This window comes from Maridesulfovibrio sp. (assembly GCF_963677005.1).
In the GTDB taxonomy this organism is placed as follows: Bacteria; Desulfobacterota; Desulfovibrionia; order Desulfovibrionales; family Desulfovibrionaceae; genus Maridesulfovibrio.
The window spans coordinates 2,602,266-2,623,463 of sequence record NZ_OY781616.1 but is presented as its reverse complement, the minus strand read 5'-3'; the positions used below and the strand labels follow the sequence as shown (position 1 = coordinate 2,623,463).

The 21,198-nt window shown below is 51.9% G+C and carries 15 protein-coding genes; 6 read left to right on the top strand and 9 right to left on the bottom strand.

The genetic code is table 11. The features are described 5' to 3' along the window. Positions 1-207: 207 nt before the first annotated feature. Positions 208-822 carry a C40 family peptidase gene (locus ACKU4E_RS11605; protein WP_320171235.1) on the top strand — a complete coding sequence of 205 codons (615 nt, stop codon included), beginning with the start codon at positions 208-210 and terminating at the stop codon, positions 820-822. A gap of 21 nt (positions 823-843) precedes the next feature. On the opposite strand, the gene ACKU4E_RS11600 is transcribed toward ACKU4E_RS11605, so the two are convergent. The 8 genes from ACKU4E_RS11600 to ACKU4E_RS11565 form a co-directional block, all read right to left on the bottom strand. After that, positions 844-2,049, bottom strand: coding sequence for a tetratricopeptide repeat protein (locus tag ACKU4E_RS11600; protein WP_320171234.1), 1,206 nt, complete (start codon positions 2,047-2,049; stop codon positions 844-846). Between the two features lie 30 nt (positions 2,050-2,079). Beyond that, on the bottom strand, positions 2,080-3,417 hold the full coding sequence (locus ACKU4E_RS11595) for a hypothetical protein (protein WP_320171233.1): 1,338 nt from the start codon (positions 3,415-3,417) through the stop codon (positions 2,080-2,082). A 33-nt stretch (positions 3,418-3,450) separates the two neighbouring features. Further along, positions 3,451-4,593: a hypothetical protein gene (locus ACKU4E_RS11590; protein WP_320171232.1), complete on the bottom strand. Its 1,143-nt coding sequence runs from the start codon at positions 4,591-4,593 to the stop codon at positions 3,451-3,453. A gap of 74 nt (positions 4,594-4,667) precedes the next feature. Next, positions 4,668-6,701, bottom strand: a complete 2,034-nt coding sequence (locus tag ACKU4E_RS11585) for an AsmA family protein (protein ID WP_320171231.1) — start codon at positions 6,699-6,701, stop codon at positions 4,668-4,670. 119 nt (positions 6,702-6,820) lie between these two features. Beyond that, on the bottom strand, positions 6,821-7,165 hold the full coding sequence (locus ACKU4E_RS11580; RefSeq protein ID WP_320171230.1) for a hypothetical protein: 345 nt from the start codon (positions 7,163-7,165) through the stop codon (positions 6,821-6,823). A 35-nt stretch (positions 7,166-7,200) separates the two neighbouring features. Beyond that, positions 7,201-7,563, bottom strand: a complete 363-nt coding sequence (locus ACKU4E_RS11575; RefSeq protein WP_320171229.1) for a DUF805 domain-containing protein — start codon at positions 7,561-7,563, stop codon at positions 7,201-7,203. A 158-nt stretch (positions 7,564-7,721) separates the two neighbouring features. Then, positions 7,722-8,102 carry a septal ring lytic transglycosylase RlpA family protein gene (locus tag ACKU4E_RS11570; protein ID WP_320171228.1) on the bottom strand — a complete coding sequence of 127 codons (381 nt, stop codon included), beginning with the start codon at positions 8,100-8,102 and terminating at the stop codon, positions 7,722-7,724. A gap of 422 nt (positions 8,103-8,524) precedes the next feature. Continuing rightward, positions 8,525-9,193, bottom strand: coding sequence for a hypothetical protein (locus ACKU4E_RS11565; protein ID WP_320171227.1), 669 nt, complete (start codon positions 9,191-9,193; stop codon positions 8,525-8,527). Between the two features lie 509 nt (positions 9,194-9,702). On the opposite strand from ACKU4E_RS11565, the gene ACKU4E_RS11560 reads away from it, so the two are divergent. The 5 genes from ACKU4E_RS11560 to ACKU4E_RS11540 are packed head-to-tail and all read left to right on the top strand — an operon-like array spanning position 9,703 to position 20,405. Next, a complete protein-coding gene (locus ACKU4E_RS11560) occupies positions 9,703-14,550 on the top strand; it encodes a DUF4347 domain-containing protein (protein WP_320171226.1) in 4,848 nt (1,615 codons plus the stop codon). Positions 14,551-14,596: 46 nt separating this feature from the next. Continuing rightward, positions 14,597-16,099: a TolC family protein gene (locus ACKU4E_RS11555; RefSeq protein ID WP_320171225.1), complete on the top strand. Its 1,503-nt coding sequence runs from the start codon at positions 14,597-14,599 to the stop codon at positions 16,097-16,099. Position 16,100: 1 nt separating this feature from the next. Beyond that, on the top strand, positions 16,101-16,856 hold the full coding sequence (locus ACKU4E_RS11550; RefSeq protein ID WP_320171224.1) for an efflux RND transporter periplasmic adaptor subunit: 756 nt from the start codon (positions 16,101-16,103) through the stop codon (positions 16,854-16,856). A gap of 42 nt (positions 16,857-16,898) precedes the next feature. Continuing rightward, entirely contained in the window at positions 16,899-18,254 is a 1,356-nt protein-coding gene (locus ACKU4E_RS11545; protein ID WP_320171223.1) for an HlyD family efflux transporter periplasmic adaptor subunit, read from the top strand. A 12-nt stretch (positions 18,255-18,266) separates the two neighbouring features. Beyond that, positions 18,267-20,405 (top strand): site-2 protease family protein, encoded by a 2,139-nt coding sequence (locus ACKU4E_RS11540; protein WP_320171222.1) that lies wholly within the window; start codon positions 18,267-18,269, stop codon positions 20,403-20,405. A 67-nt stretch (positions 20,406-20,472) separates the two neighbouring features. Here ACKU4E_RS11540 and ACKU4E_RS11535 read toward each other — a convergent pair whose 3' ends face one another. Further along, entirely contained in the window at positions 20,473-21,189 is a 717-nt protein-coding gene (locus ACKU4E_RS11535) for a response regulator transcription factor (protein ID WP_320171221.1), read from the bottom strand. Positions 21,190-21,198 lie beyond the last annotated feature (9 nt).

Genomic DNA, 21,198 nt, shown 5'->3' with positions numbered 1-21,198 from the left:
ATGATATCCTGAAAGAATTGATAAGTCCTGATCGACCATGTTAATCCGCATGCGACTATACAAATCCCGTGCACAACAGACAACTTCTATGGAAAGGCGAAATTACGTCCGCATTTTGGCGGACAGACACTTGGTGAATCCTGTGATATTCTTGGTCAGTTCCCTTTTCGGGGAATATAGAATTAAAATTGTTTTGGAGATTCCCCAATGAAACACCGGTTTCAGCGTACCATGGACAATCACTGCTCACAGGACAGCAATTCTGTTCTCCTCCAGCCGAATATCACTATACATCCTGCCGTAGTGCCTGTTGTCATAATGCTGTTGCTGCTTGTAACCGGCGGCTGCGCTTCCAAACAGGTCCCCTCGCCGAAAAGCCGGACGTATGATTCAGCAAAAATAGTCTCCGCAACCAAGGTTGGCAGGACATCCAAAGTAAATCGGTCCTCCAAAGGCTCCCGTGTTGTCAGCACAGCACGATCACTGCTCGGTATACCTTACAGATGGGGAGGGCGATCTCCGGAAACCGGCTTCGATTGTTCCGGTTTTATCTGGTACGTGTATAACCGGAACGGCATCAATCTGCCTCGTTCCACATCTGGTTTACTGACTGTAGGACGGCCTGTCGGCAAATCCTCAATCCGTGCCGGAGATATTCTTCTCTACAAGGTCAGCAAAAAGGGAAAATCTCTTCACGCCGCCATTGCAACCGGAAGCGGAACCTTTGTACATTCACCCAGTTCAGGCAAGACTGTGTGCGAAGTGTCCATGTCCGGCCCATACTGGCGCGGACGTCTCATCGAGGCCAGAAGAGTTTTTTAAGTCCGGACGCGCAGTGCAAGGTCAGCCCTCAATAGCGCCGATCATTTTTTTGATTTCAGATATATCCTGCTGCAATTGATCATTTTCAGGATTGTTTCGGGCCATGTTTTCAGCAAGCGACAAGGCTGCTTGATATTCATATAAGGCCTGTTTTTTATCCCCTTTCGCTTCTGAAATTTTACCTATTTTGTAATGGGTCACAACGAGATCGCGCTGAAAATCAAGATTGTCCGGTACAGCTTTCACCAACTGCTCACTGATATTCAGCACCCGTTTATAGGCAGCCTCCGCATCATTTAACTGTCCCAATTGCGCTTGAGCTTCGCCGATGTTTCTATAAATGGACGAGAACTCCCATTGATACGGAATGGTTACCGGGTCGGTACGCAATAGTGAGGTAAGCAGGTCAAGCGCTTCGTTGTATGCTACAATTGAATCGGCCCACTGTCCGACCATATTGTACTGTTCCCCAAGAAGCTTGTAACCGAGGAAAAGCGCTTCCTTACCCTTGTCGGTGTTCATCGAAAGCAGCGCTTTCCGAGCCTCCAATTCGTATGAACGGGCTGCTTCAGCCTTTTCCTTCAGCCCTGCCTTACGGAGCAGACAACCCTGCCTGAACCAGAGCAGACACAGATCCCTGCGGACATCCATATTTTTCGGAGCCATGCCGGACAGTTTTTCACAATATGAAACGCCCTTTTCATAAGCTGCCGCAGCTTTCTCCGCTTTGGCCAGCCAGACATAGAGGTCGCCTATTTTCAGGTTGCCCACGATAATATCCTGCAACACATCAAGGTCTTCCGGGTAGTTTCTGTTAAGTTGTTCCAGGATATTGAGGTTTCGGGCGTATGCGAACCGAGCCTTGCCCCCATTGTCCATACGGACATAGAGGTCTCCGAGCCGTTCATTGATGACAGCCAGATCAAACTGTGCCTGAAGAACAGCGGGATTTTTTTCCGCAAGGGACTTAAAAATTTTTTCCGCAGCCGTATAATTTTCATAGGCATTCTTCAGGTCGCCTTGGGCGAAGGCATCGTTGGCACTACGGCTCAATTCAACGGCCTGTTCTCTGGCCGGTTTTCCGGAATCGCCCCGGGCCGTTGCCGCCATGCCGGACATCAGGCACAGCAGAACAGTCAGGAATAGCAATGAGACCTGCCGTAAACCAGAAAGACTTTCATTTGCAGCAGTAACAGGACCACGGCCGAACATAGTGACAAATTTCAAAACAGCGACTCCTGATAATTGTTGATCCGATTATTTGTAAAGATTTCGAAGCGGCAGTATCCCCGCTCTGCGGGCTCCGTTGATACTGATGTAGGTGACAGCCGAGGGATCGTTTTTATACTCGTTGATAGTCTCGATGGCGCTTTCCTGAGCCTGCCCAAGGTCGGCACTTGCCAGCATGGTCGTCTCTATGGGAATGACCGGAGCGTCCTGTTCCGCACTGTTGGAGACCCCGACCATCATGTGGTCCGGCAGTAGAATCAGGTAGGCATCCAGACCGATCTTTCTGAAAATAGAAGCAAGCAGCACAGATCCGTCAGCACAGTTGGCCTGCGCGCCGCGGGTGGAATCTCCCACAAGGCGTACATGCTGCGCGGCGACCACATCGGATTCCACCGATGTGGTCGTTATGGAACTGTATCTGAATCCGCTATCCTTCAGGACCTTCCAGATCGCTTCAATCTGGAGGGTTACATCCATCTCGTCCCCCTGGTAACCGATAAAAGCGTCCACATATCCTTTATGCAGGGCTTCACTGAGTATCTCGTCGATTATCGGGTCCCCTTCGTTGACGTAGGCTGCGAACATCTCGGACCAGTCCTGAAAATTCTGCTGTCCGTCTGTGTATAATCCGAAGAAACAATCGTTCACGGAACGGACAATAACGGTCTGCGTATGCTCGCCAACCTCTTCGCCGTTGACGAAGACTTTTGCGGTGACATCCTCAGGGTAGGGCTGGCGGATAGAGAGCAGCTTTTCGTACTCGTACCTGAGGTGCGGGCTTATCTCGTATACTTTTTCCGCATCGGGCAGGGTGACAGTCATTTTTGAAGGGCGGATGAGGTCGGTGCTTGTGATCTCTACAGTAACCCGGTCACCGGGATTCTGTGCGCGGATAAATACAGAGGCCATTGCCAGAGGAGATCCGAACGTGTTTTCCTGCCTCTGAACCCCGATATTTTCCGGGTCCAGGGTGGAAAGAGCAATTATGGCGGAGGGAAAAAGCTGATCATCCAGTCCGAAAGCAAGAGCCCACTCTCCGGGGGCAAAGTCCGAATCATCGTTAGCGGGGGCTGATTCATTCTCAGACGTGTTGACGGGAGGGGGCGTGCTTGTTTCAGCCTGCGGGGAAGGCTCTTCCGTGTTTTCGGCAGAGTTGGCAAGATCGGTTCCCGTAAACACTCTGCCAGCTACGGTTTTATGTCCATCTGTCTCCCTTTGGTTGCTGACGTCCCAGCCGGCCATGGCATTGCTTACACAAAACGCTGATAACAGCAGTAAGATCGCCAAAACATGAACCGAAAGGCCGGGTAGACGATTATGGTTTGCAGATTTGCCCGACTGTTGAAGGTTGATGCTGATTCTCATATTACTCTCCGTCAACTTTAGCTCTTTTACTGTCTAGTCATCCGCCATTGAGACAACGGTTTCAACTTTGTCCCTTTGGGCCTGCCTTGCAACGACCACGGCCATTCCCGCCATGAGCGGAAGGTATTCGGCTCTGCCGGCCGAGATGACAAAGTTATCGAAAACAACATTGCCCAAATTGATATTCAATTGTCTCGCAACCGTTCCAACCTGCTTTCCATCCAGCTTCACCTGATAGTTGGAGCCGAGGGTTGCGTTCATGCTGCGCAGTTCCAGCTTACCAATGGTCGTATCCCCGACAAAATGAACATGGTGAAAAATAAACCGTTTTTTGAATCGACCTATTTTCTGCCCTTCTTTAAAGAGGTCATACGTGGGCATGAAATGAAAAATCCGCCTGGTCAGGCTGAACAGTTCCTTTTCTCCGCCGGGCTCTGTTATGGAAAATGTTTTGCAGGGTACCAGAGCCTTGACTTCAAGTTTTTCATTCTCTTCAACGTCAAACAGGGTAAACTCCTGCCCTGTCCAGCTGAAATCCTCATCAAAAATATACAGCTCCTCGTTCCGGTCGATGCCGAGCGTGGTCAGATCGGCTATGCCGGTATCCACGAATTCCTGGACTCTCTGAGCCAGTTCCGGGAGGATGCAGGCGGTGACAAATGTATACCTGATGATATCTTCCAGGCTTTCAGGCTGAGCCTGCGCTTCAAGCCTCCATTTGTCCGCTTCGCCAAATCTTATGAATGAAGGCCTGTCGCTAAAGGCCACGTTGATGCTGCCTTTCCCGAATGTGTCGATGTAGATGTATTCGCCGTCCGCGTTGGGGCCGAAGATAATCACCTTGTTTCGGATGCTTTTTATCTTGCCGATCCATGGTTTTCCGAGAGAGGTTTCCAGTTCCCTGAAGGCCTCGAAAATGGCGTCCAGACCTACTTCTTTCGGGTTGTTAACCATTTTAACGCCATCGTTCATAGAGTTGTATAGACTTGTGCAGGCGAATTGCAGACAGGTGATGGAGGCAATGAGCAAGAGCGTTGCATACGTAACGTACAGAGTCATTTCCGAGTCCGTATCAACGATGAATCCGACATAGAAATAGTAACAGGAGAGTGCAAAACTCCCGAAAGTAGCGGCCCACAATAATGTTTTAATAAGTACTGATTTTAATAAGTTCATGGCTTGTCAGCTTTTGCAGCAGGTTGAATTGTGTTTTCGGGTTGTCCTCTTTCCGGATGCATCGTTATGCAGAATCAGAACAGATCTCCGAACAGGTCTTCTATATCGTCTTTAGATGAATCCTCGGCTTCGTCTTCCGCTTCATCTGCGGAGTCATCATCGTCCATTTTTTTCAGCAGCGAATCCGCCAGAGTATCCAGGCCGACACTTATGCCTGCTGTAACGAGCAGGCCGGTCATTGCCTCCATGTCCATGCCTATGGACGGAGCATCAAGAGCTCCTTTCACTTGCAGGGGCAGAGGAAGATCCTTGACGGTATCCAGAATTTCTCCTTCCAGACCGTCCAGAGATCCGACAACGGTGATCATTGCCTTGTAATCCACTTTGTTGGCAGGAAGGTCGGCCCAGCCGGAACCGTCAGCTTCCACCAGCGGAGAGTCGAACAGCAGGTCCTCATTAACAACATGCCCGTTTTTGAGTTTGGCCGAGGCTGTCAGGCGGGAAAAATTGAAATCGCCTGTTTCGTTGCCTTCTACATCTGCCTTCATAATGCTGTTCCAGCTGTCGCGGATCATTTTGGCAACATCCAGACCAAGAACAGACCCGTCTGTTATTGCAAACGACGCAGTTCCGCTTACTGTTTTCTTGATTTTATCAGCAGTTAACCCCGATCCTGAAAGGTTGTATTCAACCGAGGTCGTACCGCTTATCATTTCCTTGCCGAGCAGATCGTGCAGCAGAGAGCGGGTATCAAGACCCTGCAGTCTGCCGTTTCCTTTCCAGCTTGGAATGTTGCCGGTTGCGTCAAGCCTGGTGTGTGCCTCAAACTGTCCGTCATAGAGATTGAAAAGGGGGGACACAGCAAGCAGTCCGTCATGAGCATCAACGTTGATCCGAATGTCTGTGGCCTTTACGTTCATAGCCTTTAAGCTGCCGATTTTCAGTAGGGCATCCAGAATCAGATTACGAAGAGCGTCCAGATTCGGTTCCTCAGCACGCTTGGCGGAATCAGAATCATCGGTTTTGTCCTCCGAGTCCGATTTTGTTTGCGAGGGCATGTAACGGTCGGCGTCCAGGGCATCTATTTTGGCGTTGATGAATATCTGCGGGGCAGCGAAATCGGTAACTTTTCCTTCGGCTGTAAGTGTGCTGTCATCAAGCTTGACGGTCAGGGTCTTCAATTCGGCGGAATCGCCTGTTCCGGCGAATTGTATTGCAGCTGAAAATCGTTTCAACGCACTGGAATCCGGCATGTCGGGGAGGTCTGCCCCGATTTTTTTAAGCAGGTCCCGCAGTGATGTTTCCGCAAGCTCCATGTTTCCTGAAAATGACGGAGAATCCCCCAGATAATTGGCATGAACCTCTCCTGCAAACTGAAGATCAAGAACTGACAGGGAAAAGTTATTCAGAGCCGCAGTGCCTGCTGCAGTGTCTAACCGGATGTTTCCGGATAGTTTCGGTCGGATATCAAATTTGGGCTGATCCAGCACAAGGTCGAAGCCGAGTTCAAAGGGAATGTCTGCAGTGCCGTGGATTGCACCGAGTTTCAGATTAAGATTGTCGAGTGATGTTTCGGATTGATTCTGCAGGTCCGAGTAAACCATCTTGGCATTGGTTATTTCAACGCCCTGAACAGTAAGCTCTTCAAGGCTCATCGCGGTACCATCTGCATCGGAGGAGGGCGGGGCTGCTGCTTCCTCATTGTTTCCGGCCAGATTTTCCCAATTGGCGAGGCCGTGGGCGTTCCTGATCAGGTGCAGATAGAGCCCGTCCAACAGAACTTTGCCGACAACAATTTTCCCGGACAAAAGCGGCACCAGTTCAAGGGCAACGTTTGCTCTTTTAATGCGGACCATATCGAGATCGGGAAATCCCGGAGCATTACCCAGAGCCACAGCCCCGACGTCAAAGCCGATATGCGGGTAGAAACTCAGTTTGATATCGCCTTCAAATTCCAGATTCCGACCGGTTTTTTCCCGGACCAGCTGAACTATTTCCGTTTTGTATTCATTGGGATCGACTATGACCGTGACGACTAAGACAATGGCGACACAGACGACGGCAAACGCGATACAGACTGCCAGCAGGATTTTGATGTTTTTTTTCATGGCTAGAATCTTTCAATCAGTAGTTGATATGGCTGCCAGAGGGTTGCAGAATACTTCTGCATGGGGCTTATGGATAGAATCGGCCGAAATGCCTGCCCTGAGCGGACAAGATGCTGTGCCTAATCAAACCGCCCGGTTCCATCGGTAAAAAGGGTCAGTGATTCGAAATCGCTGAAATCAAGCTTTGAGAACTCCAGTTCCTGCTTTTCGTCATCAACAAGGGCCAAGTCCAGGTTATTCGGAGTACCGGATATGGATATCTTCAATCCCTCTCCGGGGCTGAGTGTTTCACTGCCAAGCAGATTCTCCCCCCAGGACTGATCATCAGCCGAAGACATATAAACACCGCGTATTTCAAAGTTTGTTTCATTGAAGATCACGATGTCCTTTGCCTGGGCCGTTACAGCCGTAAACAGAGAAAAGACGAATGCCGCCATAAGAATATTCAAAGCTTTCTTCTTCACGATATTATCCTCGTTCACTGCAGGGCTCTGGGGTGTCATCTGGCGGAGTCAATGAGCCTGTTGTTTTTGCTTGGGCAGACATACCAATAGAGCAGCAGCAATGCGCCGATTACAGTAAAGGTCAGCAGAAACCACCAGCCTGAGCGGCCCACATCATGCAATCGCCTCACGCTGACTGCCATGGTGGGCACAACGGTAATAAAAACGACTATATTGGAGACGAGCAGCGAGCGGGTCATGGGGTCGGTGCTTCCGGAAATAGCCGTATCAATGGTGTAGGCAATCATGGAAAGAATCCATGTGAAGAGCGCCCAGTACCAGAACTCCGGTCGGCCGGCGCGGCCTTTGAATGTCGCATATTTCTTCACACACGTCTTAATTGCTTTGAAGAAGTCCATTTTATAAATCTCCTTGGATTTGTGTTTCTGATTATAAAAAATAAAAAAAAGTGTCTGTCCGCCAAAGTGCGGACATGCACCGGCTGATCCGCGGCTATGTATTGCTGACGCGGTCAGCGGATTCTGGTGCTGCTGTATAGGGACATGTTCCCAGGGAACTAGTCGATGACATCGACAGTGACGGGGATAACTCCTGCCGCCGTATTGCCGATAGAACTGAAAGCCGCGCGGGACAGGTCGATAACGCGTCCCTTTGTGAACGGGCCGCGATCATTTATCCGTACGATGACGCTTTTTCCGTTTGCTGTGTTTGTAACCCGTACCCGTGTGCCGAAGGGTAATTTACGGTGTGCGCCGGTCATTGCGTTTTTGTCGTACGGTTCGCCGCTGGCCGTTGATCGCCCTTGAAATTTATCCGCATAGTAGGAGGCCTTGCCTGACTGGCTGTAACTTGAAGTCTTACCGGCCTGTACCGAAGCGGAAGCACAGCCGAAGCAGACCATTGTCAACATGAGAAGAATTGCAGGTAGTATTTTCATAGGAAATCCTTAATGTAATTTTGCTTGCAGAAGGTGCGGAGAGTCGGCCTCAGCGTCTTTTGCAAGGTGTTTTTGCATGTGCTGCAAAAACATAGATTACAGTTGATTTCCTGTCTGTCCGCCAAAAGACGTACAGTGTACTTTTTTACCTTTTCTTTACGTCGTCTAAATGGTGTTAAAATCATTAAATACATCCGCAAGACCGGATTAAGGCTGTGTAATGATCAAAAAAAAGGACCTCATTGGAATAATGAGGCCCTCAGATTGCTGATTAAACTCCAGCCGCTGCGTTGCTGCGAAAAAGCATGGAACTCACGTATGTCTATACACGTTCCTTTCCATGCTTTTTTTTGCGCCTTGCAGCCGGAGTATACTCACCGATTTGGATTTTTTACCAAGCTCAGCTTTTACAGCTTGAGTGGTCATTTATTCCAGAGTGCAGGGTCAAGAGTGTTGAATCTCGTAATTTCCTTCAGGTCTTTATCAACCTTCAGCTGATAGTAGTCCTCCTCGAAAATTCCCCACCGGCATAAGTCTATCGGGGTTACTTCTGAAGCATTAACGCTGCCGACTACTCCGGCGATCTCCAGCCCTGCCGCAACAAGTTCAGAGCAGAAAAATTTACTGAAATCCTCTTTGTTATAAGTTGGACCGTGTGTTTCGAATGGAAGCTGATCAAGCGCATCAAGAGCTGATTTTATAGCCTGCGGGGTGTCGTATCGGACGCGCCTTTTGGCCTTGTCGAAAAGGAAATCATAAAATTTCTCTTGTGCTTCCACATCCATGCACAAATCTTTTCTTAGTGGTAGCCACCAGACGTCTCCTTCATAATCCGTTAATCTGTCGCTCAGGCGCGAAATGGAGACCCCGTTGAAATCGTTTAGCGAGGTAGACTCAATTACCTGGTTAAAATACCGTTTGCCTTTATCCTCAAGTATCTTGGTCTGCAATATCGTGGCGACATGCGAAACGCTGGACAGCGTGGCCATTTTAATAATTTCCGAGAAGTGCCCTTTTCCTCCAAAAGCAATTACGTCCCCTGGTTTCATTTGACCGCGTACATGTTCGTATTTTGCTGTCTTCATTGCCATGAAACTTGCCTCCTTTTAGGTGGTTAACGAAAATTTTCACCATGAATATAATCACAATAACATATTTGGTATTAAATTGATATTCAAGTTCGATAAAGATGGTTTGTTTTTTTGTAACTGTCTGGTCCTATCCGCCGCACGCGACTGTCTTTGATGTAATATTCGTAATATTCGGTAATAAAGCGTCGCGCTCTTGTACCCGGTGCGCGACAGGACTTCTCTTACGGTCGTGGTCTGCTTGATGGTTTTCTTCATGAAAACCGCCATTAACAAGGCTCAAAAGCCTATACGCTCCATCCTATATCGACCCTGCAGACTTTCTTTAGATTCCTCGTTTTCTGTACGTGGTTGTAATTAAATGTAAGTGGCTCTTCCCGCCTCAGCAGGTTATGATGAAATAAAAAGTCGGCATTTCTTAGTGTTGACTTTCTTTTTCCTCCAACGTGTTGAAATGATGCCGATGACCGGACCGTTTCAGCATAAGTGAACCCCGACAAGCGGGAGGACCCATGACTCTAGACATCATGTTGCTGGAAGAAAGAATTGTTCTGGACGGCGCGGCGGTGGATACCGTGGTCGATCAAATAGTCGATATGCAGGCAGCAAACGAGGCTCAGGCTCCAAGCGAGCCGGTAGATACCGGTGCACACGATGCTAATCCGGCTGAAGCCGCAAGCGACGTGCAGGACGCCGGCGCGACTGCCGGGCAGGATGCTGCGCGGTCGGAAGTGGTTGTTATTGACTCCGCAGTTGAAAACAAACAGGCTATTCTTGATTCCGTGTCCGACGATATGACTGTCATCGTTCTTGAGTCCGGACAGGGCCTTTCCGATGTCGGCGACATGCTTGCCGGCATGACCGATATAGATGCTCTGCACATTATTTCTCACGGTGAATCCAATCAGATTACGCTGGGCGGTGAGGTCATCTCCTCCGGCAATCTAGACAATTACGCGGACGAACTGACTTCGTGGCAGGACGTTTTCAGCGCTGATGCCGATATCCTGCTTTATGGCTGCAACGTGGCGGACTCGACCGAGGCCGACATTTTTCTGGACCGCATAGCAGCACTGACCGGCACGGATATCTCGGCCTCGGACGACCCCACCGGTGCCGAGTCCCTTGGCGGCGACTGGACGCTGGAAGTGAAGTCCGGTCCCGTGGAAACAGATGAAATAGTTGTTGCGGACTATACGGGCACTCTGGGTGCGCTGAATATGGATGGCACAGACACGACACTCACGGCATTCAAGGGTCAATCCACGGTTGTAGATTCCGGTTTGACCATCAGTTATCCCGATGGCTCCCCCATTACCAACGCGCGTGTCATTATCTCCGGATACCAGAGTGGAGATACGCTTTCGGCGAGCAGCATAAACGGGATAACCTCAAGCTTCGACTCGGGCAAGGGGGTTCTTAATTTGACGGGAACGGCCTCCGCCGCGCAGTGGCAGGAAGTGCTGCGTACGGTCTCGTTCGCCACCACATCAAATAATTTGGTCACAAACCGGGACGTTACTTTTACACTGGGCAATATGATTTCAATGGAAGTCAACGGTAAGACGCATTATTATGAGCTTGTAGAGTCCTCCACCAATCTTGCTGCTGCACTTAGTGATGCGGAAAGCCGAAACTACTTTGGATTGCATGGCTATCTTGCCACCATTACTTCTGCGGAGGAGAACTCCCTACTGGCTAAGATGTTTAGTCAGATGGCATGGATCGCCGCTACCGATGATCCTAATCAGGGAGTCGGTGCATCAGAAGGAAATTTCTACTGGTTTTCAGGTCCTGAAAGTGGAGAGCAGTTCTGGGCAGGCGGGGTCAATGGAGCTGCTGTCAACAGCCGGTACCAAGACTGGCATACCGGTGAACCGAACAATCTGCCCGGAGAAAATCACGCAGTGTTCTGTGGCGAAGGTTCGGGATTTACTCCCGGATGGTATGATGTATCTGGTGCTACGCATTCGGCGCAGTATATTGTCGAATACGGCGGCATGGGCACTGATCCTGTAGTGACCCTCTCCCATGCGCGAACCATTGACGTCATCGCCAACACGGCTCCGACCACCGGAACGAATACCGGGTTGACCGTGCAGGAAGACGCTTCCGCCACCACTATCGCGGCGGCCAATCTTACCACCACCGACAACGAGCATGGGGCGAGCGAAGTGACCTATACCGTCACCGACGCTCCGGACAAGGGCACGCTTAAGCTGAACGGTGTTGATCTAGGCCAGAACAGCACCTTTACTCAGGCGGATATCGCGAACAACAGGCTGAGCTTCACGCCCACCGCAAACGCTGAAGGCTCGGACAGCTTCTCATTCACCGTGGCCGACTCTCTCGGAGCATCTTCCGGTCCCACGACTTTCAACCTGAGCATTACCCCGGTTAACGACCAGCTCGAAGCCACCCATCTGACCCAGAACAAAATCTATATCGAGGATGCTGCTTCCGTAGCTCTGGATGATATCTTTGTCTCCGATCCCGATACGGCGGAACAGATCACCGCCACCCTGACTCTGGCCGATACGGCGGCGGGCTCCCTTACCGCCAATGACGGGGCCAGCTATACTGCCGGGACCGGGGTCTGGACCATCACCGGAACCGTGACTCAGGTAAACGCTGCGCTAGCCGGGGTGGCCTTTACTCCGGCCGCAAACTATGACGCAGACACAACAATTGCTGTAAATATCAAGGATGGGCTGGAAGGCGGCACGACTGTCAAGACCGGGACAATTACCCTGGACTGCACTCCGGTCAACGACAAGCCCGTCATCACTGCCGGAAACACGGTCAACTATTCGGAAAACGATAACGCCACCCGGATATGCCCGGCCATAACCCTGACCGATGACAGCAGCGGGCTGCAATCAGTAACCGTGACCGTCAGCAATCTGGTCGGCGGGGAAGATACTGTGGACTGGGATCACAGTCTGGAGACCAATATTTCCGCGTCCCAGCAGGTCGATAATCAGGCCGGGACGGCCACCATCACCTTTACGAGCAGGGATAACAGCAACCTTGCCTCGGCGGCTGAGTTTCAGGCGATTCTGCGTTCCATAACCTACGTCAACAGCAGCGACACCCCAACCACCAATGCCCGCACAGTAGCCTACACGGCCACAGACGCCGAAGGGCTTGTTGCTGATCAGGCAACGACCACCATCAATGTGGCTGCCGTAAACGATGTTCCCGAGGCTACAAATCCCGGAGACGCCAAAAGCTATACCGAGGGCGGACAGGCCGTGGTGGTCAGTTCCACCCTTACTCTCGCGGATAAGGACAACACCATTCTTACCGGGGCAAAGGTGTCCATCTCCAATAATGGAGAGGCCGGGGATACACTAAGCTATTCCGACCCCACGTCCAAGATTGAAGCTTCGTACAGCACCGCAAACGGCGGCTACGTGCTGACCCTTACCACCAAAGTGGGACAGCAGGCCACGATTGCGGATTATCAGGAAGCACTGCGGAAGGTGACTTATTCATACACCGGGCAGAATTCCTCCGCCAATGTGCGGACCATTGAATTTCTGGGCATTACCGATTCCGATGGAGGGGCCGGTCCACAGGGGACGGTCTCCGTCAATATCAACGTCACCACCATCAACAACGCTCCTGTGCTGGATGACAGCGGCAGCCCGACCCTTTCCGCCATCGACCACCTGACCCTGAGTCCAGCGGGAAATACGGTAGCCAGCCTGCTCACCGACGGCCAGACTGATTTTGCCACGGATTTGGACAGCAGCAATCTGGGCATTGCCGTCACCGGAGTGAATGATACCGGCGGCAAATGGCAGTATTCCACTGACAATGGAGCAACATGGACTGTTTTCGGTACTGTTTCCGACACTTCCGCCGTGCTCCTTGAAGCAACAGCCAAGGTCCGTTTCCTGGCCACTCCCGGTCAGTACGGCACCCAGCAGATCACTTTCCGGGCCTGGGACAGGACTTCCGGCAGCAACGGTGACAGCGGGGTGGATGTTTCCACCAACGGCGGAACGAGTGCGTTCAGTACCGCCTCGGATACCGCCGGGGTAACTGTGTCCACCAACAACGGTACGATTAACGATCCTGTGCTGGCGGAAACGGCAGTCTCCGAATACACCGAAGAGGGGGCTGCAGTAGCTGTCAACCCCAACCTTACCCTGAGCGATCCCGACAGCAACAACTTAGAGGAAGCTGCGGTATATTTAGGTGATGTGAAAAGTGGAGACGCCCTTAACTTTGAAGACCAAAACGGCATCAGCGGCAGCTATGATGCGGTCACAGGTGTATTGTCCCTGAGCGGTACGGCTTCCGTGGCGGATTATCAGGCTGCCCTCCGGTCCGTTACTTTTTCTTCTTCAAGCAACAATGCCGCAAGTCTCGGCAGCACAAGGACCGTCAGTTTCATAGTCACCGACGGGACAAACGACAGTAATGCTCTTCAGTCCACGGTCAACGTGAACACAAAGCCGGTTCCTGCCCAGCCGGGCAGTTCCGAGGGCGGGGAGGACTCCACCTCAGGGAACACAGAGCCTATCCCGGACCAGATTCGTAACGCATCTTCAGGGGACAATACCCCTGCGACAGAAGGTGATTCTGCAGATTCCGGAGATTCCGGAAATTCCGGCGGGGAATTCGGAGATTACGGTCCTGAAGGCGGCTCCGAAATTTCCATGGACTCAGCACTCGGTGGAAGCGGTGCCGAAGGACAGGGACTCGTTGGCGGTCCCGGCGGAGCCGACGCCGACCTTGGGCAGGTCATTAATGCGCTTGGCGGCGGGGGGCTGATTGATTCGAACAGCGGTCCGGGAAGCCCGGACGCGGACCTTACTCAGGTGGTTCGTGCTCTGCAGATGGCTCCTTCGTCGCTTGGCGGGGGATTCGGTGGACAGGCCGATCCTTTGAGTATCAATACCGGACTGCCGGTGGCAACGGCTGAAGCCTCGTCCGGTCCGGCAGCCGCAAGCCCTTCCGGCGGTGAAGCGGCGCAGGCATCCGGCAGCAACACTGCCGATGGCACCCCCCAGCAGGGAGGCGCCGGATTTGATCAGGATGGTCGTACATCGGGGTCCACCGGACAGCAGAGCCTTCAGGACAATATTCGAATCCTGTCGGTGGCGGTGGAGGGACTGCGTTTTGATTCACAACAGGCAGAGTTCACCGTTGCTTCACTTGAAAAGGCTGTAAACCAGCTTTCAGAAATTGCCCGGACAGGGCAGGTCCGTGAACCCGGTGCCGTGAACGAAGTTTCGGACATGGCCGCCGAACTGACTGAAATTTGCGTACAGTGCGCCCGCAACGGTGAGGATGTGGGTGAACTTCTGGAAAAGCTTGATAAGATCAAGCAGACTCTGGCAAACTAGTTCTTATAGTGTTTCTCATGTGGAATCTGTTTTTTAAGGAGTGAGCATGCGTCCCGGTTTTATCGTTAAATTTGTAATTGCGGCGTTTTTTGTGGCGGTCCCGCTCATGGTTGCGGGGTGTGCTGCAAAGAAGAGTCCCGAGAGCCTGCGGGCACTCAATGCGGGTAAGGATCTTCAGTTTTCTAAATCCAAGGGTCAGGAAAGCATGGCAGAGGACGGAAACAGTACTGCTTCCGCTCCGCAACTCAGTGGTGTCATTACCCTGGATGAGGCCATTGCCTATGCCCTGACCCATAACCTCAACGCGGCAGTTTCCAAGGCCGAAGAAGACGTGCAGCGCGAGATGTCCACCGCTGCCATGATGAAAATGCTGCCGTCCCTTATCGCAAACGTGGAACGCAGCTGGAAATCCAGACACATTCCCAGCAAATCGGTCAACTATTCAACCGGGGAGGAATCCCTTGCTCCGTCTATTTCTTCAGAGCTTGAGACAGCCACCGAAAGCGTGGAACTCTCATGGGACCTTCTGGATCTGGCCATCAACGTGAACCGCTGGCAACAGTCCGGAGACCGGGTAAAGATCAGGGGTTTGCAGCTCAAACGGATCAAGCAGAACCTTGCTTTTGAAGTCACCGGAGCCTACCTGCGGGCTGTTGTGGCCAAGGACGCGGCCAAGCAGGCTGAAAAAGTGATCGGCTACGCCATGCAGCGGCAGGAAATCATCAATACCCAGATGGAAAAAGGACATATCTCCAAGATCGACGGCTTGCAGAGCAGTATAGATATAGCTGAACTGCTCATCCGCCTGACCCGCTATGCTGACGAATACAAGGCTTCCAAGGCGGAGCTGGCTCGGTTGCTGGGTGTTGCTCCGAACACTCCGTTCGAACTGGCAGAGATAGATTTTTCCGCTTTGCCCGGAGAGCTGGTTATGCAGGGTGAAGAGATGAACAAGGAAGCCATGCTCAGCCGTCCGGAACTTTTTGAACTGGATATTGAAGAGCAGATTACTTCCAAGGATGCGGAAATAGCCATCATGCGCATGTTTCCGTCCCTGAGCCCTTTTGTGCGCTACCAGCATGACGCCAACAAATACCTGACCCGCCACGACTGGTTCGTGTCCGGCCTCAAGCTTTCGTGGGACATGCTTTCCATCCCGGAAGCATACGCCGATCAGCAGTCCGCAGCAGCACGTGAACGGCTTGTCCGTAAAAGGCGTATGAACATGGCTATGGCCGTACTTACACAACTCCGGCTGGCGGTAATTGAATATGAAAACTACCTGCGTCAGGTTGAGCAGGCCAAGGAGCTTGAAAAACTGCGCAAGGATCTTGCTGTCGAGGTCCATCAGCAGGTGGAAACCGGAAGACTCAAGGAAAGCACCCTGCTCAATGCTGACCAGCTTTATATTGTTGCCCATCATGCGCGGTTGACCGCAGCAGCCCGGTTGCTGACCGCCCGCCAGCGCATCCTGAACAGCATGGCCGGGACTGGGATGCTTCCGGCAAAGAGGTTGTATCAACTTCACCGGATTTGGAAATTGCCTTGAAATGATTGAATCAAGATCGAATATACATATGAAGATAATGCAGACCGTTGTAATAGCGGTCTGCATTTTGCTGTCAGGCGCATCCTCCATGGCCCGGATGGATCTGGGTGAAGGAATCCCGGTTGTGCTGGCCCCCCGGCACGAATCTGTCCTTTCCGCTGAAATTGATTCGCAGGTTGCGGCAATAGGTAAGGAGTTCGGCCAGAGTTTCAATAAAGGGGCGGTACTGGTCCGTCTTGACGCCGTTCCTGCCGGGCTGGAAGTGCGCAGAGCCCGGACCCTGCTCGAAGAAGCCAGCAAGGAATTAAACATCATGGAGGATCTGTTCAAGACCAAATCCGTATCCATTCTGGAACTTGAAGAATCCCGCTCCCAACAGGTAATAGCAGAAGTTGATCTGGCTATTGCCCGTCAGAAACTTGCCCGCTGCACGGTAAAAGCTCCCTTCACCGGAAGGGTAGTCAAACTGCTGGTCAACGAGCACGAGTGGGTAAAAACAGGCACTCCGCTTGTAGATATTGTGAATGATTCCGTCTTGCTGGCAAAATTTCTGCTCCAGTCTTCCATGTACGGCAAAGTGAAAACCGGGGACAAGGTGACAGTGAATATTCAGGAAACCGGCCAGTCCTACCAGGGACGGATTTCCCATATCGGTGCTGAAGTGGACCCTTCCAGCCGTTCCTTTGAAGTCTTTGCCGAGGTAAAGAACGACGGTTCCCTGCGCGGCGGCATGCGCGGTTCGGTCTTAATGCAATGATGCGGGTTTAATCTAATAAATCGCATAAGTTATAAAATTATAATGAACAACGGAAACGAGAACACTGTAAGCATCCTGAGCATCCTGCAGCAGTTGAGCCTTGAAGGCATGCTCTCCAAGAGCGCGGAAGAACTCACCTTCAGAATGCTGAACCGCACGATTGCCTTGTGCCCATATGATCGGAGCGTTTTTTTTGAGCAGGGCTTTTCGGGATTGAAACTTAAAGGAATCTCCGGGCAGGCCGCAGTCAATAAAACTTCCGAATTGAACGAACTGTGGAACCGTCTGGCTGCCGGATTGCTGGAGCCGCATCGGGGCCGTTTGCTGACAAAAGACGACTTCCCCGAAGGGCTGCACGAAGACTGGAACAGCTATGTACAAAAGAACGCAGGAACAGCGGTGCTCTGGTTTCCGCTTGCGGGCTGGGGAAAGCATGTCGGCGGGTTGTGGTTCGAACGGTGGTCCGGCAGGCAATGGAAAGAGCAGGAACAGCAACTGCTGATTCCGTTGATCATGAGTTATGGCGGCGCATGGGAAAGATTGCATCCGCGCCGTCCTTTTGTGGACAAAGTCCGAGCCCTGACCCGCAGGAAATTCGCCATGTTCGCGATTCTTGCCATCGTACTTGTTTTACTGCTGGTGCGGTTGCCGTTGCGGGTGGTGGCCCCCTGTGAGGTGGTCGCGGAAGATCCCTTTATCGTCTCCGCTCCTCTGGACGGAGTGGTCGGGGAAGTCGCGGTCAATCCCGGAGAAAAGGTTGCCAAGGGGGATCTGCTCTTTGAGTATGACCGCCGAACCGCCTTCGATGAATTGAAAGTCGCCCGCGAGCAGGTGCTGATCATCAAATCCTCATTGGACCGAGTCCGGATGCAGGCTTTTGCCGATCCTCGCGCAAAATCGGAAATAGCCATTCTCGAACACCGTCTTGATCAGGAAAAGGCCCGTTACAAGCTGGCGGAGTACAATGTTTCCATGCTTGAAGTACGGGCCGAGGTTCCGGGGGTGGTAGTCATAGCCGACCCTGAAAAATGGCGTGGCCGTCCGGTTTCCGTTGGCGAGCGGGTCCTATCCATAGTCGCCCCGGACCGGACCAAAGTTCGTATCTGGATTCCAGAGGATGATAACATGACCTTTGATCTCAAGACTCCGGTACGCGTCCTGCTCAATGTCATCCCGGAAGACTCCCTGTCCGGCAGACTCGAATTTGTGGGCAGCGAAGTGGTTACCGGCCCGCAACGCACTGCCAGTGTTCTGGCCGAAGCAAAGTGGAATGAATCTGATCCGAGGGTGAAAATCGGACTCAAGGGAATATCCGTGCTTTACGGGGAAAAGGTCAGTCTGGCCTACTGGCTGTTCAGGAAACCATGGGCTGCATTCAATAAGTTTTCCGGAATCTGATGCGGGGCGTAAATGCAATTGTCCTGTGGAACACAAAACGAGAAAGATGAAAGCGGTCCACTGCCTCGGCTTCGTCCGGACCTCGAAATCGTAGTCAGCCCTTCCGGGATTGACGGAGCGCCGACCTATACCATTTATGATCCGGTAGCGCGGCGTTTTTCCAAGGTAGGCTGGGCCGAGGCCGCAATTTTGGAACAGTTGCGCCACCCGTGCACTCTGGACTCATTGAAGGAACAGCTGCAAAGCACCACTATTCGTCTGTCCGATAAGGAATTGGCGGCATTCATCAGGAAAGCAGACCTTGCCGGACTGACCACTTCTTCGCTGATCATGCCGGTGGAAACACTCATGGCCCGGAGTGCGGCGAGCCGTCCCGGCCTGTTCAACTGGCTGCTCAAGAATTATCTGTACATCCGCATACCTCTGTTGCGTCCGGACCGTTTTCTCTCCGAGTCACTGGGAACCGCCAGGCTGCTTATCTCGAAACCGGCCTTGCTTTTATATCTGCTTCTGGGCCTTGCGGGATTGGCCGGACTGATCCAGAATTTCGCATCCTACCTGAACACCTTCCCTTATTTTTTTAATCTGAACGGGATGTTGTGTTACGGCTTTTCGATTGTGATCCTCAAGGCGATACACGAATTTTCACATGCCTACACTGCCAAGAATTTCGGGATACGTGTGCCGGTGATGGGCATCGCTTTCATCGTCATGTGGCCGGTGGCCTTTTGCGATGTCACCGACGGCTGGAAATTGCGAGACCGCAACCAGCGGGCAAAAATAGCCCTTGCGGGAATCGGTGCAGAACTCGTCATTGCCGGACTGGCCCTGTTCGGCTGGTCCATATCCAGTCCGGGAGTTTTCAATAGTATCTGCTTTGTTGTCTCGTCCACTTCCCTGCTTTCCACACTGATGGTCAACCTGAATCCGGCCATGAGTTTTGACGGTTATTTCATCTTCATGGACATCTGGGGAGTGGATAATCTGCGACCCCGGTCCTTTGCTGTGACCAGGTGGTTTTACCGGAAATATCTATTCGGAATAGAATGGGAATGCCCGGAAAAATATCTGAAACCAAAACGGCTATGGGCTTTCCTCATCTACTCGGTTTATTCATGGCTTTACCGTCTGGTCCTCTATTTTGGTATCGCAGTGCTCATGTACTATAAATTTACCAAAACTCTCGGGCTGTTTCTGTTTGGAGTAGAAGTATGGTGGTTTATCGTCAAGCCGCTTGGGATGGAAATGAAAAATATCATAAAAAACAAAAGTTCAATGCAGCTTACGCGTCCGGGTATGATCATTTTGGGATTTGCGGCTGTTTTCCTGCTCTGGGCGGCAGTTCCCATGAAACGCACTCTTGAAGCCCCGGCGGTGGTTATTGCCGAGGAGATGCAGGTAGTCCATGCCCCTTCCGCCGGGCAGTTGCTTGAGGTCAATGTCGACAAAGGTGATTTTGTCTCAAAAGGGCAGGTGCTGGCGGTCATACAATCCCGCAAGCTGGACACCGCAATATTCGAGATCCGCAGTCAACTGGATGTTCTTCTGATTGAACGGGCCAACCTTGAGTTGAATGAGGAATTCCGCCCGTTGCTGCCGCAGAAGGAAGAGGAAATAACCCAGACAAAATCCAGGCTTGAGGGGCTTGAAAAGGAAAAGAACGAGCAGCGTGTCAAGGCTCGGTTGTCCGGGCAGGTGCTTTGGTGGAACGAGCAGCTGCGCAAGGGCGGCTATATCGGGAAAGACATTTCCATGGGACGCATCGTTGGCAGTGAAAGACTGATCCGGGCGTTTGTTGAAGAAGACCGTCTTTCTTCTGTTCAGGCTGGTGATGATGCAAAATTTTATCCCGCATCCGCAGCAGGATCATTTCCCGGCAGAGTTATGAACATCAGCCCGGCCCGGTCCGAGCATGTGGACCATATCGCCCTGACCTCCTTGTCTCAGGGAATGATTCCCGTGGCCCCGGACGAAAGCGGCCGCATGAGTATGGTTGACAGTTATTACGCTGTTGAAATCAGACCTGACGCGGAGTGTCCTGTCGCAGTCGGCCAAAGCGGAACCGTGCGATTGAACACCAGGCCGGAATCTCTGCTGCTGAACTGGTTGCGCAAGGGATACAGGGGCCTTTTGCGTGAGAGCGGTTTTTGAGACGGAGAATAGACTGATAAAATGGGAAAAATAACAGCACGAAGGAATTGGAACAAGAACACAGAATTCAGTTGAGAATGGCCGGAGCCGAAAAACTATACCCCTGCGAACGGATAGTCTTGATGGGAGGTTCAAGTCCGGTCTGCTCACGAATCTTCTTGCGAAGCCGGGTTACCATAACTGCAAGGGCTCCTGCGCCGTAAAGCTCATCCCCGGCATAATCGAGGTCGGCCATGAGTGTTTCCTTGGTCACGGGAGAACCTTTTTCGGAGATCAGGATACGCAGGAAATTCATCTCTTTCTCGGTCAGCTTGGCTTCATTACCTGCCGGAGGAGTCAGAACCCAAAGCAGGGTGTCCAGTCTCCACTGGGCCGATTGGTTTGAGGGTGCCCCTTCTATCGGGACTTCGGGTCTGCTGCCCAGCCTCTCAACAAGACTGCCCACGGCGGCAGCCAGCTCCCGGCAATCCAGCGGTTTAGTGAAATAATGGTCCGCACCGCACTCATAGCCGCGCATCTTGTCATTGATGGAATCGCGGGCCGTGAGGACTATGATTCCCATATCAGTGCGCTGGCGCAGGGTTTCCACCACCTCGAATCCGGACTTGTCCGGCAGACCGATGTCCACTACAGCCACATCATAATCGCTCCCGATCAAGGCTTCAAAAAATTCAAGGGCCGATCCCGCCCCATGCACCTCGAAATCATTGAGCGAAAGATATTCCATAAGGGTCTCAAGCTGTTCAACATCATCTTCCGCGATAATAATGCTGCCCCTGGGCATGGTGATCAT